At 66.7% G+C, this 2,192-nt stretch carries 2 protein-coding genes; both read right to left on the bottom strand.

What is annotated here, in order from left to right; genetic code table 11:
- Positions 1–401 (bottom strand): phenylacetate--CoA ligase family protein (locus ACMO6A_RS08220; protein WP_418471071.1); only part of this gene is annotated, 401 nt, incomplete at its 3' end.
- A gap of 16 nt (positions 402–417) precedes the next feature.
- Positions 418–2,192 (bottom strand): VanW family protein (locus ACMO6A_RS08215; RefSeq protein ID WP_418471070.1); only part of this gene is annotated, 1,775 nt, incomplete at its 5' end.

The following is a 2,192-nucleotide window of genomic DNA, read 5'->3' as shown; positions in this document are numbered from 1 at the left end:
CCGTAAGACACCTGGATGGTGGAGTCCTCGTTGCCGTTCACCATATGGATGCCGCGCGCGAAGCAGTCGCCCCAGTTCTTGAGGTCGTTCGCGGTATGCCCCACCACGGTGGCCTGGCCCGTCGTGCCCGACGACGCGTGGATGCGCGCCACGTCCTTCTGCGGCACGGCGAACAGCCCGAACGGGTAGGCGTCGCGCATGTCCTGTTTCACGACGAACGGGAACTTCGGCAGGTCCTCGAGGGTCTTGAGGTCGCCCGGCTCGACGCCGGCCTCCTTGAACGATCGCTGGTAGAACGCCACGTTGTCATAGGAGTGCTGCACGGTCTTCTTCATGCGCTCCAGCTGCAGGTCGCGCAGCTGCTCTACGGGCATGGTCTCGATGTCTGGCTGATAGTACACCTTGGATGCTCACCTCTCAATTGCTCGTGACGTTGGATGAAGAACCCTCCGTCGCAGCCTCGCTTTTTCCGTCGCCCGCGACTTTGGGACCCTCGACGACGACCTCCGTTACCGGATCGTACACGGAGCTGAACGGATCTTCGTGCAGAACCTCGCCGGATTCGTCCTTGACCGTACGGATAATGGTGATGGTGCGCCCATCGGTTCCGCGCGTCTTGACGTAGCTCGCGTTCGGCGCGAGCGTATCGTCGATCGTCGTCCTCGTCTCGTACTTCCGGCCTTCGCCCCAGTCGCCCGTCGTCGTGGACACCTTGTATCCGGGGTCGACTCCGTATAGTGTAGCCGTTACGGACCCGTCCACACAAGAAAGACGCACCAAAACATCGCTAGCGGAATCGTTTTGCCATACGAAGTCAAGATCGGGCCAGCTGACCGCCGCATCGCGCCCCGTGGGGTAGCTGGCGATGTAAAGCGAGTGGTTGTGCCTCGTGAGCACGGGGAATCCTGCATCGTACACGGCGTTGAACACGGTGGTGGCCACCTGGCAGATGCCCCCGCCGATGGCGTCGTCGTACTCGCCGTCCACGATGGCGCCCGCGCCCTTGAAGCCGCGCTCCTCGGTGCTGCAATCCCCCGCCGTCCCGTTGAACGACCAGCTGTCGCCGGGCTTCGCCACGGAGTCGCTGAGGTACTGGGACACGAGCGCGATGTTGTGGTTGCGCGCCTCGGTGCCGGGGCCTGTGGCGTACTCGGTGGTGTAGGAGGCGATGGCGCCGATCACCCCGAGATCCATCGCCTCGTCGAACGGCATCGCCTCAGGTGCGGGACCGGAGCCGATGGCCACTTCGACCGGCGCGCCCGCTCCCACGCCGGTACGCGCTTTGCCGTCATCGCCGAACAGCGCGGCATCCAACAGCCCCGTAGCTTCCGCGACTAGCGGAATGGCGCCCTCGCCATCGGTGCGGACGATCACATCGTCGTCTGCGACCTCGAACGACACGTGCACGGGATCCCCTTTGCCCACCTCGGCGACATGCGCCAGCAGCGCAGGCTTCGCCTTGGCGGCGTCGACGAACGCCGCGAGAGACGACCCGTCGATGCGCGTGGACACCCAGCTGCCGACGTCCGAAGCCGACGCGCTCCAAGCGGCGCCTTCGTACGTGAACCGCGCCCCGTCGGCAATGGCCGCGTTCACAGCGTCGCATGCATCCTGCGCGGCGGACTCGTCGATGCGCAAAGGCGCATGCTCGGCTCGGGCGACGAACGACCTGCTACCGTCCTCCTGACCGAGCAGCAGCTCGTCGAGCGTCCGCCTGAGCTCGTCGCGATTCACCATGAAGCCGTCATGGCCTTCGGTGACCGAAGCCGTGCCGTCCTCCACGACGATCCCGTAGTCGACGCGCGGGTCGCCGATGGCCGCGTCGATGTCGGAAGCCAGCGACTCCACCGCCGTCTCCGCATACGCGGCGCGAGGCTTCAGCTCGCGGCCCGTCGCCAACGCAGCGAGACGCGCCAGGATGCCGCCGTCCTCGCGACCCACGGCGAGCGCCTCGGCGGCCAGCTCATCGGAAGGAACGCGCGCCTCGAGCGAGGCCGCGTCGGCCGTCCAAGCAAGCTTGTTGGCGCGCGCCTCCTCCAACGCCAGCTGCTCGGCAAGCGCCGCGTCCTGCGCGGCGGCCGTCTCGTCGGCGATGCGCGCCTCCGCTTCGTCGTTCGCGTAGATGGTCACGCTGCCTTGGGCCAGGCGCGCGCCGTAGACCTCGTCGATGAGGGCGGCCAGCTCGTCGGCCG

The organism is Eggerthella sp., assembly GCF_048329335.1.
GTDB classification, from domain to species: Bacteria; Actinomycetota; Coriobacteriia; order Coriobacteriales; family Eggerthellaceae; genus Eggerthella; species Eggerthella lenta.
The sequence above is the reverse complement of the archived record's forward strand: the minus strand, read 5'-3'. Positions and strand labels throughout refer to the sequence as shown.